The organism is Oscillospiraceae bacterium (assembly GCA_015065085.1).
Lineage (GTDB): Bacteria > Bacillota > Clostridia > Oscillospirales > SIG627 > SIG627.
The window spans coordinates 1-26,228 of sequence record SVQW01000009.1 but is presented as its reverse complement, the minus strand read 5'-3'; the positions used below and the strand labels follow the sequence as shown (position 1 = coordinate 26,228).

At 41.3% G+C, this 26,228-nt stretch carries 24 protein-coding genes, 2 tRNA genes, 2 rRNA genes and 1 pseudogene; 4 read left to right on the top strand and 25 right to left on the bottom strand.

Features of this window, described 5'->3' with window-relative positions; all coding sequences use genetic code 11:
- Positions 1-155 precede the first annotated feature (155 nt).
- The 6 genes and pseudogenes from E7588_07025 to ybaK form a co-directional block, all read right to left on the bottom strand.
- Positions 156-1,610 (bottom strand): hypothetical protein, encoded by a 1,455-nt coding sequence (locus tag E7588_07025; GenBank protein MBE6689011.1) that lies wholly within the window; start codon positions 1,608-1,610, stop codon positions 156-158.
- A 254-nt stretch (positions 1,611-1,864) separates the two neighbouring features.
- Positions 1,865-1,942 (bottom strand): annotated as a pseudogene (locus E7588_07020) (resuscitation-promoting factor).
- Between the two features lie 817 nt (positions 1,943-2,759).
- Positions 2,760-3,605 (bottom strand): 16S rRNA (cytidine(1402)-2'-O)-methyltransferase, encoded by an 846-nt coding sequence (gene rsmI, locus E7588_07015; GenBank protein MBE6689010.1) that lies wholly within the window; start codon positions 3,603-3,605, stop codon positions 2,760-2,762.
- Positions 3,595-4,335, bottom strand: a complete 741-nt coding sequence (locus E7588_07010; protein ID MBE6689009.1) for an SAM-dependent methyltransferase — start codon at positions 4,333-4,335, stop codon at positions 3,595-3,597. Before E7588_07010 ends, rsmI begins: the two co-directional genes overlap by 11 nt.
- A 66-nt stretch (positions 4,336-4,401) precedes the next feature.
- The gene (locus E7588_07005; protein ID MBE6689008.1) at positions 4,402-4,572 is read right to left on the bottom strand and encodes a 4Fe-4S dicluster domain-containing protein; all 171 of its coding nucleotides are present in this window, start codon (positions 4,570-4,572) and stop codon (positions 4,402-4,404) included.
- A gap of 87 nt (positions 4,573-4,659) precedes the next feature.
- Complete coding sequence (ybaK, locus tag E7588_07000; GenBank protein MBE6689007.1) at positions 4,660-5,142, bottom strand: Cys-tRNA(Pro) deacylase; 483 nt, start codon at positions 5,140-5,142, stop codon at positions 4,660-4,662.
- A gap of 126 nt (positions 5,143-5,268) precedes the next feature.
- Here ybaK and E7588_06995 point away from each other — a divergent pair, with 126 nt between their 5' ends.
- The 3 genes from E7588_06995 (at position 5,269) to E7588_06985 (ending at position 8,609) form a co-directional block, all read left to right on the top strand.
- Positions 5,269-5,667: a hypothetical protein gene (locus tag E7588_06995; GenBank protein ID MBE6689006.1), complete on the top strand. Its 399-nt coding sequence runs from the start codon at positions 5,269-5,271 to the stop codon at positions 5,665-5,667.
- 9 nt (positions 5,668-5,676) lie between these two features.
- Positions 5,677-7,812 (top strand): hypothetical protein, encoded by a 2,136-nt coding sequence (locus tag E7588_06990; protein ID MBE6689005.1) that lies wholly within the window; start codon positions 5,677-5,679, stop codon positions 7,810-7,812.
- A gap of 92 nt (positions 7,813-7,904) precedes the next feature.
- Positions 7,905-8,609, top strand: a complete 705-nt coding sequence (locus E7588_06985) for a PIG-L family deacetylase (protein MBE6689004.1) — start codon at positions 7,905-7,907, stop codon at positions 8,607-8,609.
- A gap of 51 nt (positions 8,610-8,660) precedes the next feature.
- Here E7588_06985 and E7588_06980 read toward each other — a convergent pair whose 3' ends face one another.
- From E7588_06980 to E7588_06910, 15 genes are all read right to left on the bottom strand, one after another.
- Positions 8,661-8,981: a multidrug transporter gene (locus E7588_06980; protein ID MBE6689003.1), complete on the bottom strand. Its 321-nt coding sequence runs from the start codon at positions 8,979-8,981 to the stop codon at positions 8,661-8,663.
- Positions 8,981-9,286 (bottom strand): EamA/RhaT family transporter, encoded by a 306-nt coding sequence (locus E7588_06975; GenBank protein ID MBE6689002.1) that lies wholly within the window; start codon positions 9,284-9,286, stop codon positions 8,981-8,983. The genes E7588_06980 and E7588_06975 overlap by 1 nt, the downstream gene beginning before the upstream one ends.
- A gap of 59 nt (positions 9,287-9,345) precedes the next feature.
- On the bottom strand, positions 9,346-10,272 hold the full coding sequence (locus E7588_06970; protein MBE6689001.1) for a glycosyltransferase: 927 nt from the start codon (positions 10,270-10,272) through the stop codon (positions 9,346-9,348).
- Between the two features lie 12 nt (positions 10,273-10,284).
- Positions 10,285-11,403: an FAD-binding oxidoreductase gene (locus tag E7588_06965; protein ID MBE6689000.1), complete on the bottom strand. Its 1,119-nt coding sequence runs from the start codon at positions 11,401-11,403 to the stop codon at positions 10,285-10,287.
- 12 nt (positions 11,404-11,415) lie between these two features.
- Complete coding sequence (locus E7588_06960) at positions 11,416-12,741, bottom strand: hypothetical protein (GenBank protein ID MBE6688999.1); 1,326 nt, start codon at positions 12,739-12,741, stop codon at positions 11,416-11,418.
- Between the two features lies 1 nt (position 12,742).
- A complete protein-coding gene (locus E7588_06955) occupies positions 12,743-13,564 on the bottom strand; it encodes a glycosyltransferase family 2 protein (protein ID MBE6688998.1) in 822 nt (273 codons plus the stop codon).
- Complete coding sequence (locus E7588_06950) at positions 13,561-14,343, bottom strand: sugar phosphate isomerase/epimerase (GenBank protein MBE6688997.1); 783 nt, start codon at positions 14,341-14,343, stop codon at positions 13,561-13,563. The genes E7588_06955 and E7588_06950 overlap by 4 nt, the downstream gene beginning before the upstream one ends.
- Positions 14,344-14,352: 9 nt before the next feature.
- A complete protein-coding gene (locus E7588_06945) occupies positions 14,353-15,267 on the bottom strand; it encodes an NAD(P)-dependent oxidoreductase (GenBank protein MBE6688996.1) in 915 nt (304 codons plus the stop codon).
- 357 nt (positions 15,268-15,624) lie between these two features.
- Positions 15,625-16,470, bottom strand: coding sequence for a hypothetical protein (locus E7588_06940; GenBank protein ID MBE6688995.1), 846 nt, complete (start codon positions 16,468-16,470; stop codon positions 15,625-15,627).
- 556 nt (positions 16,471-17,026) lie between these two features.
- The gene (locus E7588_06935; GenBank protein ID MBE6688994.1) at positions 17,027-17,623 is read right to left on the bottom strand and encodes a TetR/AcrR family transcriptional regulator; all 597 of its coding nucleotides are present in this window, start codon (positions 17,621-17,623) and stop codon (positions 17,027-17,029) included.
- Between the two features lie 20 nt (positions 17,624-17,643).
- A complete protein-coding gene (locus E7588_06930) occupies positions 17,644-17,997 on the bottom strand; it encodes a dihydropteridine reductase (protein MBE6688993.1) in 354 nt (117 codons plus the stop codon).
- Between the two features lie 243 nt (positions 17,998-18,240).
- Complete coding sequence (locus E7588_06925) at positions 18,241-19,479, bottom strand: hypothetical protein (GenBank protein ID MBE6688992.1); 1,239 nt, start codon at positions 19,477-19,479, stop codon at positions 18,241-18,243.
- A gap of 252 nt (positions 19,480-19,731) precedes the next feature.
- A complete protein-coding gene (locus tag E7588_06920; GenBank protein ID MBE6688991.1) occupies positions 19,732-19,893 on the bottom strand; it encodes an AraC family transcriptional regulator in 162 nt (53 codons plus the stop codon).
- A gap of 65 nt (positions 19,894-19,958) precedes the next feature.
- Positions 19,959-22,985, bottom strand: a complete 3,027-nt coding sequence (locus E7588_06915) for a hypothetical protein (GenBank protein ID MBE6688990.1) — start codon at positions 22,983-22,985, stop codon at positions 19,959-19,961.
- Positions 22,986-23,328: 343 nt separating this feature from the next.
- Positions 23,329-24,558, bottom strand: a complete 1,230-nt coding sequence (locus E7588_06910) for an MFS transporter (GenBank protein MBE6688989.1) — start codon at positions 24,556-24,558, stop codon at positions 23,329-23,331.
- Between the two features lie 100 nt (positions 24,559-24,658).
- Between E7588_06910 and E7588_06905 the strand changes: the two genes are divergently transcribed.
- Positions 24,659-25,630 (top strand): LysR family transcriptional regulator, encoded by a 972-nt coding sequence (locus tag E7588_06905; GenBank protein MBE6688988.1) that lies wholly within the window; start codon positions 24,659-24,661, stop codon positions 25,628-25,630.
- A 136-nt stretch (positions 25,631-25,766) separates the two neighbouring features.
- Here the strand turns inward: E7588_06905 and E7588_06900 are convergent.
- From E7588_06900 to E7588_06885, 4 genes are all read right to left on the bottom strand, one after another.
- Positions 25,767-25,842, bottom strand: a tRNA-Asn gene (locus E7588_06900).
- 1 nt (position 25,843) lies between these two features.
- A 5S ribosomal RNA gene (rrf, locus tag E7588_06895) occupies positions 25,844-25,960 on the bottom strand.
- A gap of 28 nt (positions 25,961-25,988) precedes the next feature.
- Positions 25,989-26,064, bottom strand: a tRNA-Lys gene (locus E7588_06890).
- A gap of 64 nt (positions 26,065-26,128) precedes the next feature.
- A 23S ribosomal RNA gene (locus tag E7588_06885) occupies positions 26,129-26,228 on the bottom strand; the annotation flags it as partial.

Below are 26,228 nucleotides of genomic sequence, written 5' to 3'. Positions count from 1 at the left end.
AAATGCGGGTATAATATAAATTCTCGTCACGAAGTGACATATCGCGCCGCTTGCGGCATATCGAGTGCGAAGCACATATATCAAATTCCGCAGGAATTTATATCGCTGCGCAGTGTCCCCCCGGACACTGCGCTAATGCATTGCCTGTTTTTTATCTATGCTATGTCGAGATATTTTTCTATAATTGTGTTATAGGTTTTAAGTGCCGTTCTTTCCTGCTTATCGTATTCGGAAGCAAAGTTGCGGTTGCCACTCGCAATAACGCTGGAAATAAGAGTACCGTAAGGACCGTAAACATAACCGAAATCAAATTTAACGCCTTTACTTATCATATCAAGTATTTCCGCCGCCTGTTCATCACCGCGCGCGCCTTTAACCTTAAGGTCGGTTTCATAGTAAGCAGGAATAACCTTTTTATAGCTTTCGGCATTAAGCGCTTCGATTATTACACTTGAGAACTCCGCATCAGCCGTCAAAGGTACCGCCATTATTGAATGAGCGCCGTCCACCATGGTGTAATATTCCTTTTGGTCCTCATCGTACTTAGGATACGGAATAATACCAAAATCAAAGTCGACAGCACGCAATCCGCTGGTAGCATTGAATCGGCTGTTCATAAGCAATGCTCTGCCTTCGCGGAAAATAGGATCGGGGACTTCCCACTCGCCGGTGAATGAACCGGGGTTATCCCGGAACAACTCACAAACCTTTGCAACTATGTTAACCATTTTGGGAGTATTGAAGCTGAGCTGCGGTATACCCTCCGAATCCATGGTCATAACAGGGTTATCCATTGAATACTGATAGGTAACGGCGGAGCTGTGCCAATCCGATGTAAAACCATATTCATCCTTGTTGTCACGTTCGCCATTTCCGTTAAGGTCATACCAAAGGTCTTTAACAAGATTGTTCAGATAATCGATTGTCCATCGTCCCTCCAGAGCGACGGTGTAAAGATCCTCCATATCCGGGTGCTTGGCAAGTATATCCTTGTTGAAGTACATACAATATGTAAATCTATAAAGCGACAAGCAGAAATCCCCTGCAAGGAAATACGATTTTCCTTTAACGCTGATATTATCGGTAGCATTTTTCATATACCAAGGCTTTTCCGTATTTACGTATTCAAGCTCATCCACCGGGATGAAAATACCATCCACAGCCGTTGCACTAAGAGATCTGACATGGTCAACCACTAAATCATAGGAATCCAGCCCCGCTTTTACTGTCTTTTTTATGTCATTATAGGGCTGAGCGACATGGGTTGCGACAATCTTGACACCAAACCTGTCCTCCACTTCTTTATTGCGCGTAAAAACGGCATTTGATACTACTTCCTCGTTTTGTTTAAGCTCCACTCCTATTTCTTCTTTGAAATCGTCGCGGTCACGGGCGAGTATGCGAAATTCACGATCTTCAAAATCTATTTCAGGAAGCTCGTCAGGCTCTGCATTACGACCCGAAAATACTGTTTCCTCCACAGGTCTGGTGACGCGATTATCCCGATTTGCAGTATATACATCATCAGCGCCGTCAGAGCTACACGAACATAAAACAAAAGCGCATACCACCAATAATACTGTCACAGCACAACGCATTATCCTTTTCATATTTAATTCTCCTCAAAATCATTATTTATATTTATATATTACCACACATTGGATAAGATGTCAATACATTAAATGTGATTATTTGTGCAAAATCATCAGTAGTGGCGCTTTAAACAGTATTTTTGCATAAAAAAACTTGCGAAGCGCATAGCGTTTCGCAAGTTTTAATTAATTAACTATTATCTTCTCTTTTTGATTGCAAGAGCAACGCCTGCAGAAATTGCCATTACAGCTGCAACTGCGGTGAAGGGATCTGCTGTCTGAGGAGCGGAGCCTTCAGCGGGAGCTGCGGGAGCGGGAGTTGCAGGAGCGGGAGTTGCAGGAGCGGTGGTAGCAGTATCAGCAGAAGTGGTAGTATCTTCCTTAGCATCTTCCTTGGTGTAGGGGGGATTTTCTTCAGCCCACTTATCATAGTCGAACTTTAAAGCATCCTTTTCGTTAGTGAACATACCTACAAAACGAACTGCTATACGGCAATCGGGAATTGTTGCAACGTCGAGACGGAGAGCCTTGATGGTGTCAGCCCACTGAGAGTTGGAAAGAAGCTCCATGTCGATAACGGTGCTCTGGTAATCCATAGTGGTAAGGTCGGTAGCGTATTCGGTGAAGGTACCGGAAGAACCCATGGTGAAGCCGCTGGTGCTTGCATTGAAGAAAAGCTGAGACTTGCTGGGAGCGCCTTCAATAATTTTGTAATCAATTCTGAATACAGGATAATCAGCAGCATTGAAACGATGCTTGGACTTGATGCTCAAGTTTATGTAAGGGTCGTTGTTGGAAGTAAGAACTTCATATCCACCTTCAATAAACTGCTTTTCGCTGATACCGGAAACACTGATAGTAGCGTTCTGCTTGATAGCATCTTCAGTTCTGAAGTCAAATGCGATAAAATCTCCGGCTGCAAACGCAACAGTTGTGAAAACAGCTGCCAGACATACTACCGCAAGAAAAAGAGCGATTTTTTTCATGGTTTAATCTCCTTTTAAATGTTAATTTTTGCGATAACTTTTCGCTTACCATTATTCTATCACAAAATGCGAAAATGTGCAATACATTTTTAAAACTTTTTTCGATTTTTTGATGCTCACAAAGCAATTTTGTTGAATGTGGGTAAAACGTCAATTTGTTTTTGTGCATAATGACAATTTGTCAATCCAACAGTTGTTTATATACCGCGCTCTTGCCCACTCCCCTGTCACTCGCTACCTTCTTGATGGCATCCATGCGTTCCATGCCTTTGGCGGAGTAGTAGTCAAAATGCTGTCTGATACTCATCTCTTCCCAAAAATGCGCCTCTTCCTTATGCTCTGCGCCTTCTATGACCAAGACGAATTCCCCCTTGGGCTGATTATCCGAATAATACGCCAACGCCTCGGAAATTGTGGTTCTGCGTACCTCTTCGTTTATTTTGGTTATTTCACGCGCAAGCGAAATACGTCGGTCCCCCAGTATCTCCAGCATCACCTCCAGCGTTTTTACAAGATGGTGCGGAGCTTCATAAAAAATCAATGTGCGTTCTTCGTTTTTTACTTCTTCAAGACGTTCAAGTCTGCTGTTCTTGGCAGTGGACAAAAAGCCCTCAAAAACAAATCTGCCCGTGAAAAGACCGGAAAGTGTAAGTGCACATATTGCGGCGCAGGGGCCGGGGACGGAAAACACCTCAATATTTTGCAGGGCGCAAAGCTTAACAAGATCTTCGCCGGGGTCGGAAATGGCGGGAGTGCCGGCATCGCTCACAAGAGCGCAGGACTGACCCTCATCCTTTATTTTTCTGACAATTATTTCGCCGTGCTCGTGTTTATTATGCTCATAATAACTTATCATGGGCTTCTTTATACCAAGATGTGTAAGAAGCTTAACGGTGTTCCGCGTATCCTCGGCGGCAATAAAATCCACTTCACTCAGCACCTTCACGGCTCTTGGAGACAAATCGCTCAGATTTCCTATGGGTGTTGCCACAATGTACAACGAGCCTTTTTTGATTTCATTTGCCATTATGCTTTCCTCCCATTCTTCCGTATCGGTAAATATAGTCAAGTTCTTCTGTCATAACAGCCTTTTGCGTGTAAAGCACAAGCGGCTTATGAATCTTAAGCCCTCCGCCCAAACCGTCCTTCTTCGCTTTTATAAGAAAAAGGTTAGGAGCTTTATCCGCATGAGACTGAACAAACACAATCTCCTTGGGCTCAAGATTATTATTTTTCATTGCAAATATAATATCGCTCATTCTGTCAGGCCGATAAACCGCAAAGAAATTTCCGCCGTTTTTGAGCATTCTGCCCGCCGCACGGCATATATCATTTATGTCGCAGTGTGTTTCATGACGGCTGATAAGCTTTTTTGTGTTTTCGTTAAGCTTACCGCTGTCGGTCTTCATGTAAGGTGGATTTGAAAACACGAAATCCACATCCTCTATTCCATGTGCAGCATAATTCTTCAGATTGTCGCATATAACACTTATCTTATCGCCGTATCCGCACATTTGAGCATTCTTCCGGGCAAGAGACGCATATTCCGGCTGAACTTCAAAAGCATAAATATGTGCCGGGCTTTTGTGGTAACCGAGCAAAATGGAAACTATTCCGCTACCCGTCCCCAATTCCACTCCCACATCACCTTTTTTCACAGCAGTAAATGCGGAAAGAAGAACGGCATCCGTTCCATAACAAAAACCGTCTTCGTATTGATATATTGACAAGTCACTGTTTATTTTATCAAGTCTCATAATCCTCTTTCAAGACAATAAGGGACGCCGCAACGTCCCTTATCAACAAATAAAAATTCAGGCGAATTATTCAGCCTTAGGTGCATCAACAGGGCAAACCTCAGCGCAAGAGCCGCAGTCAGCACAGCTGTCCTTATCGATAACGATTTTGCCGTCCTTTTCAGAAATACAGCCAACGGGACATTCGTCGATGCAAGCACCGCATGCGATGCAATCATCAGTAATAATGTATGCCATTCTAAAACACCTCCTATTCGTATAATAGCATGATACAACAAAGTTGTTAACGAGAAGTGTACGATATATTAATTTTTACGTTACAATTCAAAATATGATATTTTCAAAGTGTGCGTTTATGATTTTTGCCAGTTCTTCGGGATTAAGTTCGAGCTGTAAGCCTATCTTTCCGCCGCTTATGAATATGGTTTCAAACTGCCGTGCGGAAGCATGAATAATTGTTTTATACTGCTTCTTCATTCCTATCGGAGTACATCCTCCGCGTATATAGCCTGTTACGGAATTTATATCCTTTACGTGTATAAGCTCTACGGATTTTTCCCCCACTGCTCTTGCCGCCGCCTTAAGATCGAGTTCCTGAGCTACCGGAAGAACAAACACATAATAATTTTCGCTTTTCCCCTGCGCTACAAGAGTCTTGAACGTGCGCTCCATTGGAATATTCAGCTTTGTTGCAATATCGATTCCGTCGATAAATTCTTCGCATTCATATGAACGGGCAGTGTATTTCACCTTTTTTGTCTCAAGGAAACGCATGGCGTTTGTTTTGATTTCTTTATCTTTTGCCATAATTTCACCTCACGATGTTAAATTATAATATAATTTTCAAAAAATTGCAATACCATTTTCCGATACCCTATTGACAATAATTATGAAAAATGTATAATATAGTTAGTTTTAAAGGAGGTATTACTCATGAAAAAAATCTTTGTTGTACTTGCACTTATCGTATTTTGTTTTGCGCTTTCCGCCTGCGGCGGAGACAAAGCTGCAGTTGTAGCCTTTCCCAAGGACACAAACAGTGGGTATGTATGGGATACTCCGTCATTTGACGAGAACTATTTCAAGCTGACCTCTCAGCGTTCATACAGCGAATCTGCACCCGGTCTCCCCTCTACCCAGTACCACGAATGGACTCTTACACCTCTCAAGTCGGGAACGGCGCAGGTAGTATTCACTCAGTACGATTCCAGAGAAAACCTTGAAGCCAAAACCGATCCCTTCAGAAAAGTTACCATAACCTATGAAATAGCAGAAAACCTTACCCTAAAGGAAACTGACAGAATTGACCTCAATTACAAGCAAGACGAATAAGGAGTAATTATGGCTGAGCTTAATTATGAATTCAGAAAAAGGCTGATGGAGGTTCATACACCAAACCGCCGTTTACCCGGCAAAATCGCTTCGGAAACTCAGGTAGAGATAACCCCCGAATGGCAAATTGTAATTCCCGAGGGAAACAGCTTTATGCGTCGGTGCGCCCGCGATCTGGAAGACTATTTTCTCACATCTATGGATATACAGGTCCGTTACACCGTTGAACATCCCGAGGAAAAGTACATAGCATACATAATTGACGAGAGCCTTGAAAAAGATGGTTCTTACACTGTCGAAGTGACCGACAGTTATGTGCACATCGTGGGAAAATCCGAACGTGCGGCGGCTCAGGGCGGTTATTACCTTGAGGATGTTATGAATCTTGAGGAAGCGCCTTTTCTTGAAAAAGGCAGTATCACTCGTGCTCCGCGTTTCACAACACGTATGGTTCATTCGGGCTATTCCATTGACAGCTTCCCCGATGAGCACCTTAATACCATTGCGCACTACGGCATAAATTCCATACTTCTTTTCACGAAAGATGTAAACCTTACAACCTGCGGATACGTAGATTTTAACGATCTTATACGCCGTGCCGCACGCTACGGTGTGGACGTATACGCATACAGCTATTACAAAAATAAAATGCATCCGTCTGACGAGGGAGCCGAGGAATACTACCGTAATCAATATGGAAGACTGTTCAAGCTTTGCCCAGGTCTTAAGGGTATTGTATTTGTAGGCGAAAGCATTGAATTTCCCAGCAAAGACGACCGTACCACAGGCCGTCCGTGGAGAGAAAACATTGACAAGGACGGTAACCGCATCACCAACAAGCCCTCTCCCGGATGGTTTCCCTGCAGCGACTATCCGGAATGGGTTAATATGATAAAAAAGGTTATAAGAGAAGAAAATCCTCAAGCGGACATTGTATTCTGGACCTACAATTGGGGCTATACGGACGAAAAAGACCGTGTGGCGCTTATTGAGAATCTGCCAACCGATATTTCGCTTCAGGCGACATTTGAAATGTTTGAAAAGGTTCAGCGTCTGGGTGTAAATGCAACCACCACCGACTATTCCATTTTTGAACCCGGCCCCGGAAAATACTTTGTAAGTGAAGCAAAAGCCGCAAAAAAACGCGGTATACCGCTTTATTCCATGACAAACTCCGGCGGTCTTACCTGGGATATAGGTACTGTTCCGTATGAACCTGTACCCTATCAATGGCTCAAGCGCTACAATGCCATGATCGAAATGAACGAGAAGTACGGTCTTGTCGGCAGTATGGACTCACATCATTTTGGATTTTATCCTTCCTTTATCTCCGAACTTGCAAAATGGTGTTTCTGGACCCCCACCCCCAACGGCGAAGAAGTGATCGAGGCGTTGGCAGGACGCGACTGGGGAAAACAACACATAAAATCCGTAACAGATGCTTACAAGCTTTTCAGCGAGGGTATAAATCTTTTGGTTTCCACAAACCAGGACCAGTACGGTCCGCTGAGAATGGGTGCATCTTATCCTCTGGTACTGTTTGATGACGAGGATATAGTTATTCCATCTCCTGCACACGCACATTTCGGCGGTAACAAGATTTGCTCCCCCAACTATATGTATAATATTTCCACACCCGAAAAGCTGGAAAAATTCAATAATGAAATAATGCTTTATACCAAGAGCAGCGAATGCTTCCTTGAAGGTGCACAAATTCTTACTGATCTTCTGCCCGAGGTCACCGAATCCAAACGCGATAACGCCAGAAGAATCGCAGGACTCGGTGAATACATGGGACGTGCCATCGCAACAGCGCGTAATGTCAAAGAATGGCACAAGAGAAAAGCGGCGCTTCTTGAGGAAAATTCCGATGTGGATAAGCTGCTTGACGAAATGACCGAGATTGCAAAATTTGAAATAGAAAATGCAAAGGGCGCTATTCCTCTGGTTGAATTTGACTCCCGTCTCGGTTACGAGCCCAGCATGGAATACATGTGCGACAGAGCGCATCTCGACTGGAAAATTGACGTTGTGGAACGCATAATCAATGAAGAAATACCAAAGAGACGCGCATCCCGCGAATTCGGGAAGCTCAACACCGCTCTCATATTCACGGGCGGAAGAAGTGACCGTTCGGAAGCCTGAAAAAACATTTTTTCCTGTTTCTATTTACTTTTGCAAATTTTTGTGTTATAATAACCGAGCAAATAATTATTTTTCAGATTTGGAGAAACATAATGAGAGTATTAGCAATAGCAGCACATCCCGATGATATTGAATTTCACTGTGCCGGAACTCTTCTTAAGTGCAAGGAAAGAGGCGACGAGGTATTCTTGTGCACAGTAAACAACGGAAGCATGGGTCATGCGGTTATTATGCCGGATGAGCTTTCCAAAATCAGAGTTGCAGAAGCAAAGCGCTCCTGCGACCTTGCAGGCTTCCACTATCTCACCGCTGATATAGGCGACCTTCAGTCCTACTATCAGAGTCGTGAGCACAAGGATCTTCTGGTAGACATCGTCCGTCAGGCTAAGCCCGACCTGATGTTCATACAGAAGCCCACCGATTACATGTGCGACCACATTGCCGCTTCTCACTTAGCTTTTGATGCGGCATTCATGGCTACTTGTCCTCACTACGAAACCAACTTCCCCGCTATCGACACCATCTGCCCCATCTACTACATGGGTACCGCATCTGAGGTTGGCTTCAACCCCACCGAATATGTAGACATCACTGATGTTTATGACAAGAAGATTCAGATGCTTATGTGCCACGAATCCCAGGAAGTATGGCTGAGAGAGCACGACAATGTTGATTACACCAACGAGTGCCGCATACTTGCCGAATTCCGCGGTATGCAGTGCAAAGTAAAATACGCAGAAGCATTCGAGCCCTGCATGGTTGCTCACAGAATCGTTCCCAAGAGACTTCTGCCGTAAACAACAAAACACAACAAAAACATCCTGTCCGACGGACAGGATGTTTTTTTGTCAAATCAACATCATTATTCCCAATATCATTACTATTGTGCCCCAGATTTTACGGTAAGTTATTTTTTCTTTGAGGAATTTGCAGGACAGTATCATTGTCCATACGTAGCTCAGCGAGCACAGTGGCACTACAAGGGAATAATCAAGGCGTGTGAGAAGCCAGACATTTATAACAAGGCTTATAAAATAAAGGGTTCCGCCGATGTAGAAATTGGGGTTTCTGATTATGCCGACAAGCTCACCGTCGGTGGCTTTTTTCAGAAAAAACGAGCCCAGTGAGCCTGCAAGCGTCATTAAAATAACAAATACAACCGTTATCATCAGTCATCCCCACCCCCTATCAGCAATATGCCTGCTATTATCACCACTATGCCGACTATACGCATGGGCGAAATTGCTTCATTTAAAACTATTGCGGCAATAACCGGTGCGAAAATATAATTTGCCGCCAGCATAGGCTGAAGTACCGACAAGCTTCCGTAACGGTATGCAAGTATCATAACCACGGCACCAATTCCGTAAAGTATGAATCCGCATATAAGATGCGGAATATTCATTCCCTCCCCGGTTGAGGCAAGCTTCCAGAAAAGCTGTCCCAAGCAAACACAGAAAGAGGAAAACAGCATCAGTGCAATGCCTTTTTTGTTTTTCTCAAATGATTTTTTTATACTGTTTAAAAAGTTTGTCATTTTGTTATCTTTTCAATCGAACGTATAATATACTTCTGCTTTTTGAAAACAAGTTCGGTGAGCAGTGTAAGGTACTTAATAACCACCGCAAACAGACCGAAAATGCCCACAAACGCAACTGACAAAAACAGCATGATGGTAGCCCAACCGGGTGCGGTGTCAATGGCAATGTAGGTTACGATGGTATAAATAACGCTGAACACGCAAAGGCAAAGCATAATAAACGCCATCGCAAGCGAGCTTTTGTACGCAATATCGGTGAACAGAATGAGGCTGTCAATCGCCTTATCGCTTCTGGAGGTTTCAAAATCGCTGTTACGGCGGGCGGTTTTGCTATCATAAAAAACAGTGTCGCATTTAAGGCCACATGCCGCGTACTGTGCCTTGCGGTAAGGAAGCGTATCCGACATGGAATTAACACGGTTTATGGCACGACGTGTGAGTATGCGGAAGGTTTCGGTGCGAATTTTTGCGGGATTGCCGGAAAAACGATTATAAAGCTTATAAAACAGGCGTGATGACTTACGGCTTTTTGCGGGTGAAGCGCTTACAATATCAAAGCCGGTAAGACTGCGTCGGTATATTTCCATTATAAGCGAGTTGTCAAATTCGGCGCTTATATTGTCAAATTCATAAACAAAGTCGCCTATTGCAAGGTCCACACCTGCCGACATAGAAAGCTCCACGCCCTGGCGATAGCTCATATTCACAACGCTGAGAACTCCGTTTTTCACATCTCCGGAAAGCGCTTTGAGGGGCGAAACGGCATCATCGTCATAGCCGTCATTTACGCAAATTATTTCATAGTGCTCGAAATTTTCGCACAGAACTGCCGCAAGCTTACGTACGAAATCCGGGGCAATATCCATATTATCTCCTATGTACATAACAGCGGATATAAAATTCTTTTCCTTATTTATCATGCTTTTCACTCCTTATTTCAATATTTCATCAAGGTCGTAGACCGTATTTATCTTGCCCGAAAGCACGCTGTAAAACGCGGGGCTGTCGGAGAATTGACGTATAACCGTAGGGCGGGAATCATCCACCTCCGAAGCCTTAAGAATCGGTTTCATAGAAAACAGCGAGGAAAGATACTCAAACTGATATTCGTCCTTCATATACTTTCTGGCAAGGCTGGACATATAACTCCACGCGCTTTGGGGCTTGGAGGGACACTCGTTACAATTACCCAGTCTTTCCGGGGTACAGTGGCCATTACAGGTCTTCTGGCAGTCAAAGGTAGGAAGCTTATCGTATGAGGTAACATGGGGAGTAAATGTTACAGAGGTAAGGGAATGTATACCTGTTTTTCCGAACGGCATTATGGAAAAGAAAGGTCCGTCCATTACCGTAAGACCTACGTTTTTAAGGTTTTCGCTTACCTTACACAGAATAATTTCGCAAAGCTCATATTTTATCTTGAAGGGTTCGTATCCCAACTTTGAAAGTACTTGGTTAACGGCGGCATATGTGGCATTCAGCAGAAAATCCGTACTGTGTGTGGTGCCGTCCGGAAGCTTTATTTCAAAGCTTGTATCACTCTTTTTTATTTCGTAGTCACGCATATTGTAAAGTATTTCAATTGACGGAAACTTTGATATTTCGTCAAGAAAATACTTTTTGAGTATCTGGGCATCGTAGGTGTATTCGGTGGTAAGGTATGTACCGTCACAAAGCCCGTCCTTGAAATACACATCCGGCATAATATCATCGCATCTTATCCCGGCATCACGGCAGAATTTACGGAATTCAGCCGCATTTGTCCATGAAAATGCAGAAGATGTGGCATATACCTGATCAAACTGAGTGTGTACACAAAAGCCGTAATCCTCGTTGAAGCGTTTAAAGTAACCGGCAGATTTTATTGCAGTGGACAGTGAACGTGGGTAATGATAACCCATATGCACACGTGCCTGGTTTATATATGTAGCACGCATAAAAGGAGCCGAGTCGTGCTCCAGAACAAGTATTTTCTGTCCTTTTTTCGCACAGTACAATGCAGAATAAAGCCCGTAAAGCCCTGCGCCGAGTATTATTTTATCATATACCATTTTTGTTCCTTTCTACCAGCCTCTCACATTGTTGCGCATGTAGAAGCAGGCGATTATATAAAGTGCCAATATAACAGGCACTGCAACAACTGTAATTTTACGTGTCAGGCTTTTAGCATTCAGATAGCTGTCACGCACAAGTCTGTAAAGTGTTCCCAAACCGCTCAATGTCATAACGTATACCGTGGGGATAGACCAAAGAATATAATTAATATGACAGTGGATATAGGAATGTCCCTTAGCCAGCACCATCCATGAAACGGGTCCTATCAGTGATACGACAGATGCCGAATAAGCCGCATTACTTCCCTTTCCGGTAACAATATGAACACACAGCATTACAAGAAAAAAGGCTATAATTTCAGCCATGGTAAAGCTGAAAAGAACAGGCTCACCGCTGAAAAGGTATGTGTTTATAACAGTTATGGGGCTTACGTTAAGGCTTGCGATAATAAGCTCATTTGTCTGTTCTATGCCAAACGCGCCTGTACGCTTGGAGATGTTCTCCATCATAAGCTGTACGGCAGTAGAAAAATCACCCACAAGCAGCCTGCACTGAAAAAGATTTATACCGATGGCAGCGGCAAAACCCGCTATTCCGCCCAGTCCGCTGACAATTGCTCGACCAAAGAATTTCTTTATACTCCAGTTGTTTTTTACAGCATAGTAAATAAACGGCAACTCCATGCACACCAGTACACAGCTTACAAACTCATAGCCCGCACCGCATTTAAGAAACAGTGAAACAAAGCACAGCAAAAATGCCAGCACATTGGAATACTTTCTGCGTACCGCATCGCGGTGCAACAGCATCAGCATAAGTACCGCCGGCAACAACATAAGCCAGGTTGCCCAGTAAAGATTTCGTGCCGAAACAGTAAGCCATGGTGAAAATGCAAAGAGGAAAACAGATATTACCGCTGTCGTTTTATTGAATTCCTTCCACAGCCAAAACGAAAACAACGCACACACCAAAGCACACAAAAATGAATTAAGCATACGTGTATAGCGTACAGTGTCCTCGAGATTTGCGCCGGTTAATTTCTGCACAAAAGAAGCATAAAGTCCCTGTATTCCGATCTGCCTGAAATAAGGGTCATACTTTTCCTGAGAATCAATAACCGCATACTGACCTATAAGCGCGTGGTCGGAAAAAGGGTTTCCCGTCTCGATAGTGCGTGTTATTCTTCCGCGTATATGCAAGTCGGAATCATCCTGATAGGTCATAAACCAGTCCTGTCCCGAAACGCCCAGCTGATTGCGGTAAAAGCACAGCGACAAAAGAATTACCGCCGCGATTACAAATATCAAAGGCAGAGTTTTATTCAAGGTTTTCATATTATTTCCTTTCAGAACCGTTGTCCGTTGACGGATTGTAGCCGCCGAAAAGGTTTTTAAACAATATTTTAAGAAGATTACTGTTTCCGCGCACGGCACTTATTTTCGTAGGTGTTTTGCCGGTTTTGGGGTAAGCTCTGGTAACGGGAACCTCGCACGCCTTCATTTTTAGCTGAGTAGCTCTTACCGAAAGATACGCAAGAAGCTCATATCCGCTGAACACCTCGCGCAACGGCTGAACCTTGGGGTGTCTAAGATATGCCGCCGAATAACAGCGGTATGCATTGGTAGTATCGGTAAACCACTGTCCCGCGGTGATAGAAATAATCGGAGCATGGATAAGACGAACCGAAACATATCTTACAAACGGAGTATTTATTGCCTTACCGCCCTTTATAAAACGGCTTCCCTGTACCAAATCGTAGCCCTCATTCAGTTTTTCAATGAACTTGGGTACATCCTCAATACTGTCCTTATCGTTACCGTCTATGGTAACAACACCGTCGTAGCCACGTACATTCAAGGCAAAATCAATGCCCATACGAAGCTGTGCTCCCTGCTTGCCTGCACTTTTCTTTATAAGCAACGTATTAACGCCGAGAGACTGCATTATTTCGTCGGCAGTGGAGCCGTCGGTGGAATCGCCGTCGCAAATAATTATATCGCACAGCTTGTCCACACCCGCGGTCTTTGCTCTTTCAAGCTCTCTTTTTATGCGCTCGCCCTCGTTTATTATGGGAATAAGCACACAGTATTTTGTATTTTTGGGGGCATATTCGCGACATTCGTAGCGCGGAACACCCTCCTTTTGTTCAAATATCAAGAAAACACTTCCTTTGCGTAATTCATAACTTCTTCGATTTCAATACGGTCAAGACCCTTTTTCATTTCTATGGAAACATAGCCTTTATAATCGGCACATTTCATCATGTCCGCAAGCTGTTTATGAAGCTCGCGTTTCTGTGGCTTTACAAGTCCCGGCTCGCTGAGATGAACATGGGAAATTGCGGAAAAATCAAGTTCATTGATATCCTCTTGGTTGTGAATGACCGTTCCCATATCAAGATTTATCTTAAAGCCGTCGCTTGAAACCTCTTTCCACAGTTTCAGAGCATCGGTGTCATTATTTATGAAGTTGGTATTATATATGGGGGGATTGGCTTCTATGGCAACTACCGTACCCTGTGAAGCGGCATAATCGCCAAGCTGATGAAAAAACTCCACCGCTGTGGGATACTGCTCTTCACTGTCGATAACGCGGTTACGCGGACAGCCGAAAACAAGGTTTTTACAATTTGCCGCGTGAGCAAAATCTATTGCCTTTTTTGTGTAATCCACAAGGAAATTGCGTTCCTCAGCGGTTGAGAATATTCTCTGGTTTATTCCGAACCAGATTGACTGCATGGAAACTATATCAAGTCCGTATTCGGCTTTTATTCTACGGGAAAAGTCGGAAATGATTTCACCATTGTCATAAGGCGATTGCGGTATTATGCGTGTCGGGGCTATCTCAAGACCGCAAAAACCCAGTTTATTCATGAGACTGTAAAAATACTCGTCATCCTGAGCCTCAAAGGCTATATTTGATATTGCAAGCTTCATATTATTTCCTCATATTCTTTCCAGAATATACTTATTTATATCCGCCTTGACAAAATCCGCATCCATTATATACCCGTCTTTTCCTCCGAAAAGCTGTGCGTATTCCGTTTTGTAGTCATACATGGCAGGTTCTTTTGCCAGAATGTTCTCAAAATCCTTTTTATGCACACTGCGGTATATCTCCGCGGCACTTACAGGGGCGGTGGATATATTGAGCAGTTTAATATCGTTCTTAAGTGCAATCTGTATATGCTCCCACAGGTATGAAAGGTTATAAAACTGGAAAACGGAACGGCTGTCGGTGAAATTAAGTGCGGTAAATCCGCTTGCTTCAAAAAACGTTCTCAATTCCTTGCGCTCGTTTTCTTCAAGCGGTCGGCACTTATAAAACCCGTTGGATTGAAGTGAATAATACTTATCGATAATATCGCATTTTAACTCGGTATACTTCGTTTCATTTAACATGGAAGGAATGAGATTTATCATGTCGTAAATAAAATTCTTTTTAAGTCCCTCTCCGTAAAGACCGGGAAGTCTTATAATATGGCACTCGGGGAACTCCTCACGAAGCATCTGTTCCAGAGCATATCGGTCATATCCGTATGCACCCAGTCCATCGGTATCTATAATGCTTTTTTCGCTGACATTAACAGGTTTTTTGTATACATCAACAGTAGAAATGTGCACCAGCTTTTTGGGAGCAATCTTCTTTATATTTTCAAAAGCGGTCTTTATATTCTCCATATCCGCCGCAGGGTCATTATTGGCAAGGAACTTTTCCGAGCGTACACCCGCATATACTAACATATCTGGGCAAAGTCCGAAAGCATCGGAAATGTTTTTAGAATTGAATTTATAACTGAAATCATGGCTTTTGCAAAGATTTGTGCCCACAAATCCGGTATATCCTACAACAGCGTCCATTTACATACCTCTCCATTTTACATTATTCAATATATTTTACCACATTTCTTCATTGTTGTCAACACAAAAAGCATACTGCGAGGCAGTATGCTTCAGACTGTCGAGGAAGTCGTGATACCGCGACGAAAATAAATTATATTTCAAGAAGCGCAAATAAATCAAAAAAGAAATTAACAGCAGGTGATACATCGAATATCACCTGCTGTTTGTCGCTTTTTGCCGCTTCAAGCCCTACCGTACCTTTGTACGCCGACAGGCTTAAATCGGCAAAATATCCCTGACTTTTCGAAAGTCTCACAGTGTGTCGATAGGTTTATCGACACACTGAAGCATACTGCGAGGCAGTATGCTTTTTGTTCATTCTTTCTTTTGAGTTTGGGATGTTTCGTTTGTCTGCAATTGTTTGGTTTTCTGATGCTCGATTTCTTCGGCGGTCTTCATGCGCGGAATGAATTTTGAGGCGAATATACCTTTATTTCTCCCGATTATATAGAAATATCCGATAGCAGAGAACACAACTGCTCCGATGCAGTTTACTATAAGGTCTTTCATCGTATCCGCAATGCCGATATCAAGATAGCCATTCACGGTGTAAGTCCGGTTTTCGCCGTAATGTATTACGGTGCTTGTAACATCATTGAGTATTACGGGGGCATTAACCCCATCGGGATTGAGCAGCACCGAAGAAACGGTATCAATAATTCTGTCCTTTTGCATATCACCTGCGGTGAAGCAATCCATGCCGAATTCAAAGAATTCCCACGCAACACCTACTGTCATGGAAAAGCAAAATGCCACAAATGCCACAAACACAGGCGACAAATTAAAATGGAAGCGCGGCGAATTATTGAGTATATCAATCATGGCAAAGCCTATTGCCGCCATGAGAAAGCCGTTTACGGTGTGAAGCATGGTGTCCCACCAGGGAATGTGAGTATAAAAGCTGCCAATTTCGCCCAGAATTTCCGCGGCGAAAACAAAAAGCAATATTATCGCTTCCAGCTCTTTAGGCAGACTTACATTAAAGGTTCTGTCCACAATAACGGGAATATAAAAAAGCACCAGCGTAAGAACACAAAGAAAAACGGCATAATAATCAGCACGTACAAAACGTGCTACCATCACTGCCAGAACGATGGCACTTAGAACAGAATGAATTATACCCTTTTTATACTTTCGAGTTTTTCTTTGAAAGCCTTTCATTTTCTGCACCTTTCCGGATTTTGTAAATATCAAATGCGCTATAATAATTATATTATACAAATGTTAAAAAATCATTTGAATTATTAAACAATTTATCAATTCGTACATCTGATGTTATATATCAATTGTTATTTTATCACGCAAATTAAAAAAATCAATAGTTTTTATAAAAAATTTGACTTTCAAAATTTCGTTTTTTTAAATAGAGTAAATATGGTATATAAAAAAGGTGAGTTTATGATTCATATCCTTTTTCGCGTGATTCCATCACGGACGGAAACCGTTTTAATAGCCTGACAAGCATTTAGGGGGTGAATCATCAGATTGGACGTTCATATGTACATACTATTGCAGAATTTCCGTGAAGAAAATACCCCCGGTTAATACCACTTTATCAACCGGGGGTATATGGAAATACAAGAGACCAGCCGGCTACTTGCCGAAAACAGGATACATTGGATGAAAAAACGATATTTTAAGTATACTTACAGGAACAAACGAAAAACTATAATGATGTTTACCCCGAAGCTCCGGAGGCATTCAAGGTTTGAACAATTCAGATGACTTTGTTTTCACGTCCAAATATACATCCGTAAATAATTTGTGATACTTCTTCAATTGTCTTTTGGCATCCGTCTTTCAACCATTCTGTTACAACAGCTGTTATTCCGTTGAGATAAAACATCATGGCATACTTTCTGTCAGTGGCGGGATAATTGTATTTTTCTAAAATCGGATTAAATATATTGTCATAAAGCCTTTGAAATATTTCATTGAATCCAAATGAAACCGAATGCGATAAAATGGTTGAAAACAGAATCCTATTTTCTTTAATGTATGACAAATACGGGTGTAAATACGCATCTGATATAAAATTCAATTCATCAAGTGAGTCGGCTTTAAATTTTTCAGTTATATTTTCTACATCAACATTAAAATATGCTGCAAAATCATTGAGTAAAAATCGCGCTGTCTCATTGAGTAAATCAGCCGTGTTTTCATAATGTAAATAGAATGTAGAACGATTAACTTCTGCCCTTTTACATATTTCGCTGACTGTTATATATTCAAAAGCTTTTTCTTCAAGGAGGGATATAAGGGCCTTGTCCATCTTTTTGGCAGTATTAAAATATTTGCTCTCTGATTTGTTCAAAGCAAACCCTCCTTTTCATTTTATTTTCCTTCGCCGATCTCGCGGGCAAGTTCAACAATTTCATACGCATATTTAGCTTTGTCTCTTTCAAGCATTCTTTTGTAAATAGGGTAATTAATTCCGCAAAGAACAAATCCTATAATTCCTATAACAATTCCTGCCACCATTGAAACCACTCCGCTGCCAATCACCTGCATAGCAAAACACATACCTGTGCCAACAATAAGTGCCGAAATAATACCAAATGTGTAAGCAAAAATCGTCGCCGGAAGTTTTGCTTTCTTATCAAGTTTCTTCAGGGCAACTATTTTTGAATTATCCTTTGGTACATAGTCCTTTGCGATTGCTTCTGCTAAAATTTTGTCTGTGTTCATAATAAATTCTCCTTTCAGTTTGTAATTACATTATAACCGAAAGTAAGAATAAAGTGAACAACATAATTCGTGTTTTTTGTTGGTTTAAAAATCATTGTATTTATATATTATCAGAACTAACATTAAATGTCAATAATATAAAAAAACAGAACAACTCTAATTGTCATCTGAGTTGTTCTGTTTCTATAAGCTCTTGGTAAAAAATGCAACCATTACAAGATGTCTCTTATATTATCAATTTTTCTATCCACCGTATATCTGCTCTATCACACCGTAATTGCTGATATCATTTTTAGACATCCCAACGGTATAAATGCTTTTCACGCATCCATAATTCACAAGCTTTTCGCAAAATTTGTCAGTATAATTTTCCAGTGTTAGATCGCTGATGTGTAAGCATTCCACAACAGCAGTTTTTTCAATATGTATGGTATCAACCGGATTAACACGCTCACGACGGTGAACATGATCTATACTCAATTTACCGATTACCGTTCCGCTTTGAATCCAAATAAAAGGAAAATGATAGTTCTTGTTTCCCATATGTGCTTCCTGAATCGGCAAACGCGCCGACTTTGATGCATGTATATTATCAAGAGATATGGCATCAAATCGCCCGGTCGTTTCACCGGGATAATACTTAGTAAACCCAATACAATATTGATAGTAGCTCCCGTAAACGTTTGAGATGCTGATGTGCTCTATATTGTGGTTTACCGTCAGCAAACGAACGGCACTATGACAATTCTCGGCAAACAGACCGTCAATTTCAATATTTGTAATATCTCCGCCGGAGCCTTCATGCGCATTGAGAGCAACAAGATCGTCGTAACACGCACCTTGAAGATTTTTAATAATACCGTAATGACAGTTGCCGTTAAGATGTATGCCATCCATGTTTCCGGCTATCGGATTCCCGAAGTTAAAATCGAAAACAATATTCTCTATTGTAAAATACGATCCCGTATCAACCATAACAGCATAGTTAGCAGGATCCTTGATAGTCAAATTGGAAATCCTGAAGTTTCTTACGTTATAAAAAAACATAACGTGTCCAAGATAACCGTTATCGTCAAATTTTCTTGTATAAATCGGATTTGGTGTTTGGTTCATATTATTAAAATTCCAAATACCTCCTTCGATTTCAAAATCGTGACACACATCTTCCTTATCGGGCGAAAAAGAATCATAAAAGCGCCAAAGTGCTTTGTGTGTAAATGCTAAAAACTCCCTAAGTCTTGCTTGCGGCTTATTTACAGTCCTGTTTTGAAGCATAAAGCAATCAGAACCGTCTGCAAGCTTTATCTCAGCATATCGCGGTAATTTTAACTTAAAGTTCGAAGGGATCACAAGAGGTCTTGAAATCAGATAAAGCTTATTCGGTGCAGGTAAGGATACCTCGCACACACCGCTGTCAATCATTTCCTGTATAGCATCTGTATCGTCGTGGATTCCATCGCCGTAAAGAATATATTTCAACATTTTATCACATTCATCTTCCTACATAATAAATTTTCGATTCATTATAACATGCCGAAACACTGTTGTCAATATATTTCCATATATTTCCATCAAATAACAGATTCCACCTTAAGATACGTAATAAAGCGAAATGATAAGATTTGTAAGATCCGAATAGTTTAGATGCACAATACACGCTTAAACATGCGATATATACAAATGCACTATAGCGTATCGTTTTCAAAAATTCTGATTGCACAAAGAGTCGTTTATTTATTCACTAACATTTAACAGTTTTCTGTACTCCGAAGGCGAAATGCCTTCACTTTTTGCAAATATTTTCGAAAAATATGAAGCACTTCCAAAGCCGTATTGCTGTGCTATGGTTACAATATTATCGTTACTGTTCAATAACAATTTCGAACCTTTTTTAATATTATTTAACCATGATTTTCTATATGTTCTGCAATTTTATCGGTAGCATAACCAAAGGCTACATATTACAAGCATATTTCTAGAACGGAGCCTGTTGAAAAATCAACCGTAATTTCTCTACAGGATCCATCCTTTAGTACAACAAACGTAGCAATGCCCGCTCCCTGAACTCGCGCGATAGAGCCGTCAAAGGAGATAACCTCATCTCCGTCATTTTGAGGATAGATCGCGCTGTCGCCGTATGCGGTTATCTTCACAAGCTGTCCCCACGAAACGGGAATGTCGTACTGATGGTCTCCCAACATAAGAGTTCCCGTTCCGTCGGGGCACTCCTTATGCCAATCGGTAGCTATAAAATATACGTCTCTGCTTCCGTCACGGCGCTCAAATACGGTAAACTGTACGTTTCTGCTGCCTTTCGCGTATATACTTTCGGACTCTATACACTTTGCTGTTAATTTTTCAAGAACGTCACGGTATGCAAGATCAACAGCCTGAACACCCGCATATTCCTTTGCGTTCACCAAATAAACACAGCCCTCACCGATTATTTTCCTAACCACCAACGGCTTGTGTGAATCCGTATAAAGAATTACTTCGTCATACTCGGTAACCTCACACACGCTAACGGGAAACGATCGATAAGTATCGGAGAAAAACCGTCTTTCCTTTCCGTCATAGTATGAAAATTCGCCTGTTTGCATCGTAGAGCGCTCAACCGTGTCGGAAAGCTGCGGCCAGCCTATAAGTAATGTACCACCCTGCATAACGAAATCACGAAGCTTTTGCATATCCTCTTTTTGAGCTTTATTGTATCCTGCGGCGATCAGCAAACGGTATTTTGAGAAGCTCTCCGCTTCTATCGGTATGATATCTACGTTTCCGTGCGGAGTTCCGCTGTAATATCCAAGCTCTTCAACCGGACAATTATGCTTGTATATACCGTCCAGAACACTTTTTGGGTAAAAGAAAGTAAGAAGATCCCAAGCTTTTTCCGCGTCCGAAAATCCAAACGAGTTCAATCCCCAAGTCGAACGGCGTCCAAAGCATCTCCAGCCGTCATATCGTCCGCTTAAAAATGCTATCGGCGTATAAAAACTACCTCTCCTCGTGTGAGTGCAAATATATCTGTAAAAATCCTGCTGTTGAAGCGTATGATTCTTACACGCATCTGAAAAACGATGGTGGAAATGATAATATTCCTCCAATCGCCAAAGACCTTCTTCGGTATTGATCTCGTCTATTCCCTGTATATAGCTTATAAATAGTGCTAATCGGTATCTGCGATAGCGATATTCGGTATCATGAGGAGACGTTGACCATTGAACAGCAAGATGCGCTCCCGTCTTTCCACCGTACACGCTGCTCGCACCTCTCAGTGCCGCCACTGTCAATTCGGTAGGTGAATACATAAGCTCCGCTCCCACCCACTTGTATCCGGCTTGGTAGAAATATTTAAAAAGCGTAGACGGGCCCGTATGCCTTGTAACCGCTTTTCTCGTATCTCTAAGACTTTTCACAAATCTCTGTGCCGCGCTCTGCATATCCGTCGGCAATTCGGGAGACCTGAAAATATACTGCTTTTGAGGAGTATAAAAAACGTTCTCGGGAACATAGCGATGATGCATTCTATCCGAATATTTTCTATCCATTCTTAAGAAAAGATCGTAAAACATCTGTCCGGAAAGATCACCCGTAACGTCGCGATCCCCCCAATAAACAAACTGCCCGTCAAATTCGTGAGTCTGCCGTCCAAGAAAGTGCTCGCTTTCGATCTCCTCGACCAGCGGATTTGCATTACAGCCCGGGAGCTCTCTGCCATCAAGCATATGCGAATAACGGATACCCATTGAGTCTAAAAGGGATGCGACATTTCTATAAACCTCGGAGTTTATAGTTCGCGTGCCGTTCCAACGGTACGTTGGACGGATGGTAAGCAAATTTCCTATATTGTTGGAAAGATACCATTTAAGATAATTGGAAACACTCTCCGCCTCAACGGGAATATACACCATGTCTCCCGTTCCCGTCAAAACACCGTCGTCATCCTTCTCAACACAACGCTTTATTATAATATTTTCTCCGTTTAATTCGATATGTATATCGTTCAACGCAGTATCACATATACAGCGTAATGCATTCAAACCGTCCTGCATTAAAACGGGATCACTAATCATTTTCACTGTATCAGACACAAACTCGATCTTATCTCCTTTTTTACCCTCTATGCAGATAAAAAACGGTTCGTGTATCGTGATACATTCGGGTGCGGATATGAATACGGTTGGCTTTTCGGCTATAAATCCCCATTCGTGCAAAACGTATCCCGCCGCATCTCTGTAATCCGAGGTGCAAGTAAACTTTATCGTATTTACACCCTCACGAACAACACCCTCGGGAATAGACAGCTCCGCTTCCGAAAATCTGTGACAGCGCTCAAATATCTCTCCGTCAAACACGAGCTTATCGTTTATATCTACCCGAAGTCCTATCCATTCTATATGCGAAAGATTTTGTCCCATCCAATTAACTGTCTGTCGGTCTTCCGTGTGAGGCAAAAACTGCCCTACAAGATTATGTCCCGCGGCCGAAACGAATTCGGGAGCTTCAAGGTATAGCTCTCCCTCATAATCTTCTCCCTCAATAAAATAGCAAATATTTGCTACGTTTTTCGTGTCTATCACGATCTCACGATGAAAAGAGGTCCAATCATAGCTTCCATCGGGAATGTCAAGGTTAAATGTGCAGTCGGGGTAATCAACCGTTGAATGCTTATCAACTCCGTCTTTTTTGAATCTGACCTCAACACAAACACGCAAGTATCCGTAAATTGTCAAATCGCGCGCCTTGGCAGAAATTCCGATTCTCCAAGTATCCGTACAATCGTTCAGAACGAACATAGGTGTTCTAAAGGGAGCGACAAGCTTTTTAAACGCAATTTTGGGATATTGACAACGCCCTCCTGAAAGATCAAGGCAAAATCTATCCTTCCTCGCAATATCACTCCTCAAGGAATCGTCAATGCGACGGTAAAGCATCTGATAATCGGGCTCTGTCTTCCAAAAAGGAGAAATGTTTGTTTCCCCGGTCAAAAACAACCGCGTAGCAGACATCCCCTCGCTCCCATCAAAATGAAAGCTCACACTCTGCATCGGTCTGATACACGTATCTATGTTCGTCATAACGGGATTATACGTTTCAAAATTCATAAGCACACCGCCTTTCTTTGTCGTATTATATCACGAAAGTTTTATAAAGTCAATATATTTCGCGTGTTCAAATCCCCAAGATCGGAGAAAAGGCGAAATGGTGAAAGAGGGTTGTTTTTTACCCCTAAAAACACAAAAAGCCCTTGAAAATCAAGGACTTTTGTGCTAGGGTGCAAAATTGTTGCACCAATATGGAAGAGCCGAATGGTTTAGATGCCATTGAATTCTATCTATACCTTACATCTGTTTTTTTAATTAAAACCATTTTGTAAAGTTTTATACTCAATACTATATCAATTGTTGATATTACCAACATCAGCGCCATAACAACAATCATAGGATAATTGATAAGAATAGCAGAAAAGCCCAATCCAAATCCTGCAGTTGTTAGTTTTACACCAAATTCCAACATAGTGAGTAACGTCTGATGCTGTTCTTTTGGCGTATTTTCAAATACCACGTCCTGCATATATAATTTGAAAGGGTCTCTCGCAAAGAGAATTATTGTATATCCTATGCCCATTACAATAATTTTAACTATAATCTGCGGAATTAACGAGCCGAATAACATTAATGCTATTGAGCAGCTGAGCATAACAGGTAACGCAATCCCTAATTTCCCTTGATATTTATAATATAATTTTGCAAAAATCACATTGGAAAATACACGTATAATACGGGAAACACAAACAATAGCACCAATTATCAATGCTGTGGTATCAACATTAAAATCTAAAAGAATCTGTTGCTGTATAAACAATTTACCATCTGTCTGACCATTATTGACAATCGGATAAAAGAATGAATAAACAACAATTGTCATTATTATAAACTTACTATAATGTATTTTAACCTTCTCTTTGTTTTCTTTTTTGTATGTAATCTTATTATAATCCGAACAGTCTTTCATTAAAAATGTAAGTATAACACCTATTGCACAAGCCGTGATGCATCCTATCATCGGCAAATAATGATAGAGATTAAACATATAACTTGCAACAAAAGAAATAAGCATAGTTAAAACTGCATAAATCGTGTTTGCTGAAGCTCTTAAACGCACAAAATCACTTCGTTTGCCAACTAAATCAAGATTGTTTTCAAGGGCTACAAATGAAGCAGTTTTGAAAATTACAGAAACATCATGAAACAATCTGCCAACCAATACAAGGTAGTAACTTTTTCCCACGGTAATAATAATAGCTGATATCAGCATACAAATAGCACCAACTCTTGTAGATGCGGTATTTCCAATTCTCTTAATTATGAAAAGAACCAGAAATTGAAGAGCTATACAGGCAAGCTGTGCAAATGAGGTAAGAGAAACTATTTGTGCCGCAGAAAAGTTCTTTACTATTGTTAGAAACAGTGTATCTATAGCAATATAAAACAAAAGGTCTGCCGTTAAACCCGAATACCAGGGAAATATTTTTATAAATCTGTTTATATTCTTATTCATAGCCATTTTTCTCCTTTTTTCTAATTTGCCTATTGATTATATCATCCTTTTAGGATATAATCAAATACATATAACTTAATAAAGTTATAGAATAAATGTTATGAGAGGTCAAATTATGGAAACAGTTGCTAAATATGCATATGAGGTATATAAAAAAGAAAGTTTTACCAAGGCTGCCGAAGCTCTTTATATATCACAGCCTTCGCTTAGTGCTGCAATTTCAAGGTTGGAAAAAGAGTTAGGCTTCAATATTTTTGATCGTTCTTCTATACCTCTTTCCTTGACAGCAGAAGGCAGAATTTATATTGATAGTATTGAAGAAATAGCAGAAAGTGAAAATAATATGCGTAAAAGAATCCGAGCGCTTTCCGATACGGACCACGGCTCAATAATAGTCGGTGGTTCAAGCTATGCATCATATTTAATCATGTCTGAAATCTGCAGTGAATTCTATAAAAAAAATCCCCAAATAACTGTAACACTCGATATAGGAAATATAGGAAGTTCACAAGTTCTTTGGGAAAAAATAGATAAAAACGAAATTGATATTTTGATAACCTATTCTAATCAACACGGCGGATGTGTTACAGAGCCTCTTTTAGAAGAGCGATTGGTCATTGCGATGCATAAAAAAATGCAAGGTGCAGAGAAATTGCAACACCTTTCATTGTCAAGAGAAGAAATTGTTGCAAACACATATTCTACTGACCGCGAAATTGATGATATGTCCATATTTAATGATATTGAGTTTCTGGATTTCTCACGCAATTCAGATATAAGACAACGAATGGTAAGATTGCTTGGTAATTATAAAACCTCACATTACAAAATCGTAAATGCAAAACATAGCGAAATGCATTATAACCTGATGCATGCAGGTATCGGTGCTGTTGTTACTACAAATTTGGCTGTACAACAAAAACTTCATGAAGACGATAATATATTGTTCTTTGTTCCAAAAGGCAAAGAGTCCCATCGAAAAATTTATCTTGCATATAACCCCTCATCAAAAAACAATCCTCTTGTTAAGAATTTTATAAATAACGCCAAAGACATTTACTCAAAAAAATAGTTAACTGCTGTAGCAGGGGTGTTATTATATTCACTAATTCAAGTCTAGTTCAAAACCGCTTGGCATCTTCCCTTTTGTTTTAAAACTTATGAAAAAAGCGAACAATTTAGATCGCATCTAAATTGTTCGCTTTTTTTGGCTCCCCCTGTTGGGCTTGAACCAACGACCCCATGATTAACAGTCATGTGCTCTACCGACTGAGCTAAGGAGGAGTGTTAGCGCCGACCTATTTTCCCGGGCCGCTTCCAGCCAAGTATTTTCGGCATAGTTGAGCTTAACTACCGTGTTCGGAATGGGAACGGGTGGACCCTCAACAATAAAGACACTAACTATTGTTATGAGCTACTGCCCATAACCATGGTGCACCTTCAGGGATTCGAACCCGGGACCCACTGATTAAGAGTCAGTTGCTCTACCAACTGAGCTAAAGGTGCATGTTCTGATGTACTCAGAAAACCGAATAAAGAAGAATGAGTTGAAACTCTCAGAAGAGATTGTAGTTCAAGCCATCGGTCTATTAGTATCGCTCAACTGAAAGCATTACTGCTCTTACATCTGCGACCTATCAAACTTGTAGTCTACAAGTGACCTTACTGAC

Bases quoted from the DNA above. Each gene is read 5' to 3' on its own strand.
- E7588_06925 (MBE6688992.1), bottom strand. From the start codon at position 19,479: ATGTTGAAATATATTCTTTACGGCGATGGAATCCACGACGATACAGAT.
- ybaK (MBE6689007.1), bottom strand. From the start codon at position 5,142: ATGGCAAAAGATAAAGAAATCAAAACAAACGCCATGCGTTTCCTTGAG.
- E7588_06905 (MBE6688988.1), top strand. From the start codon at position 24,659: ATGAGAGGTCAAATTATGGAAACAGTTGCTAAATATGCATATGAGGTA.
- E7588_06990 (MBE6689005.1), top strand. From the start codon at position 5,677: ATGGCTGAGCTTAATTATGAATTCAGAAAAAGGCTGATGGAGGTTCAT.
- E7588_06910 (MBE6688989.1), bottom strand. From the start codon at position 24,558: ATGAATAAGAATATAAACAGATTTATAAAAATATTTCCCTGGTATTCG.
- E7588_06975 (MBE6689002.1), bottom strand. From the start codon at position 9,286: ATGCTGTTTTCCTCTTTCTGTGTTTGCTTGGGACAGCTTTTCTGGAAG.
- E7588_06995 (MBE6689006.1), top strand. From the start codon at position 5,269: ATGAAAAAAATCTTTGTTGTACTTGCACTTATCGTATTTTGTTTTGCG.
- E7588_07025 (MBE6689011.1), bottom strand. From the start codon at position 1,610: ATGAAAAGGATAATGCGTTGTGCTGTGACAGTATTATTGGTGGTATGC.
- E7588_07010 (MBE6689009.1), bottom strand. From the start codon at position 4,335: ATGAGACTTGATAAAATAAACAGTGACTTGTCAATATATCAATACGAA.
- rsmI (MBE6689010.1), bottom strand. From the start codon at position 3,605: ATGGCAAATGAAATCAAAAAAGGCTCGTTGTACATTGTGGCAACACCC.
- E7588_06930 (MBE6688993.1), bottom strand. From the start codon at position 17,997: ATGAACACAGACAAAATTTTAGCAGAAGCAATCGCAAAGGACTATGTA.
- E7588_06985 (MBE6689004.1), top strand. From the start codon at position 7,905: ATGAGAGTATTAGCAATAGCAGCACATCCCGATGATATTGAATTTCAC.
- E7588_06970 (MBE6689001.1), bottom strand. From the start codon at position 10,272: ATGATAAATAAGGAAAAGAATTTTATATCCGCTGTTATGTACATAGGA.
- E7588_06965 (MBE6689000.1), bottom strand. From the start codon at position 11,403: ATGGTATATGATAAAATAATACTCGGCGCAGGGCTTTACGGGCTTTAT.
- E7588_06960 (MBE6688999.1), bottom strand. From the start codon at position 12,741: ATGAAAACCTTGAATAAAACTCTGCCTTTGATATTTGTAATCGCGGCG.
- E7588_06940 (MBE6688995.1), bottom strand. From the start codon at position 16,470: ATGAAAGGCTTTCAAAGAAAAACTCGAAAGTATAAAAAGGGTATAATT.
- E7588_06950 (MBE6688997.1), bottom strand. From the start codon at position 14,343: ATGAAGCTTGCAATATCAAATATAGCCTTTGAGGCTCAGGATGACGAG.
- E7588_06980 (MBE6689003.1), bottom strand. From the start codon at position 8,981: ATGATAACGGTTGTATTTGTTATTTTAATGACGCTTGCAGGCTCACTG.
- E7588_06945 (MBE6688996.1), bottom strand. From the start codon at position 15,267: ATGGACGCTGTTGTAGGATATACCGGATTTGTGGGCACAAATCTTTGC.
- E7588_07005 (MBE6689008.1), bottom strand. From the start codon at position 4,572: ATGGCATACATTATTACTGATGATTGCATCGCATGCGGTGCTTGCATC.